Source organism: Cognatiluteimonas telluris, assembly GCF_011320095.1.
Taxonomy (GTDB): Bacteria; Pseudomonadota; Gammaproteobacteria; order Xanthomonadales; family Xanthomonadaceae; genus Cognatiluteimonas; species Cognatiluteimonas telluris.
Map to the genome: position 1 here is coordinate 1 of NZ_JAANOY010000110.1, position 704 is coordinate 704.

Annotated in this window: 2 protein-coding genes; both read left to right on the top strand. The window is 57.4% G+C overall.

The features are described from left to right. Positions 1 to 92: 92 nt before the first annotated feature. Entirely contained in the window at positions 93 to 365 is a 273-nt protein-coding gene (locus tag G7B67_RS13220; RefSeq protein WP_166213173.1) for a CopG family ribbon-helix-helix protein, read from the top strand. Next, positions 362 to 652, top strand: coding sequence for a type II toxin-antitoxin system RelE/ParE family toxin (locus tag G7B67_RS13225; protein WP_166213175.1), 291 nt, complete (start codon positions 362 to 364; stop codon positions 650 to 652). Before G7B67_RS13220 ends, G7B67_RS13225 begins: the two co-directional genes overlap by 4 nt. Positions 653 to 704 lie beyond the last annotated feature (52 nt).

Genomic DNA, 704 nt, shown 5'->3' on the forward strand with positions numbered 1-704 from the left:
GCTTAATTCAGGTGTTAGGTGCTGCTCGGGCTTCTGTTGCTGTAGTGAATGCAATGTAATACAGTGCATTCATCCCCACCGGAGGCCCGCCCATGAGTGTCACCACCATTCGCCTGCAACCTGAGGTCGAGAGCGGCCTTGCGGCCATGTCGGACAAGCTGCACCGCAGCAAGAATTGGCTCGTCAACCAAGCCATTCGGGAGTTCGTCGCCCGCCAGGAGCTGGAGCAATCGCGCTGGAAAGAGACGCTCACTGCCATGGAGTCTGTGGCCCACGGCAAGGTGGTTTCGGGCCAAGCCGTTCACTCCTGGCTGGAGTCTTGGGGCACTTCCGATGAGCTGCCTCCCCCGCAGGCGGATAAGTGAGGCTCGTTTATTCGCAAGAGGCCGTCGCTGATCTAGTCCGCCTCCGTGCCTTCATCGCCAATAACGATCCAACTGCAGCCGCACGCGTCGCGGCGGATCTTGTCGCTCGCATTGATGGGCTTTGCGCATTCCCAGAGATGGGGCGTAGTGTTCCGCAAGCTCCAGAACCAGATTCAATCCGTGACTTCATCTTTGGCAAATACGTCGTTCGATACACGGTGCATGGCTCTGCTCTCGTCATTCTGCGTATCTGGCATCACTACGAGAACTCACGAGGCAGCACCTAACTATTCATTCAAGCCGAAGCCGCTTCGCGGCTCGGCTTAATTCAGGTGTTAG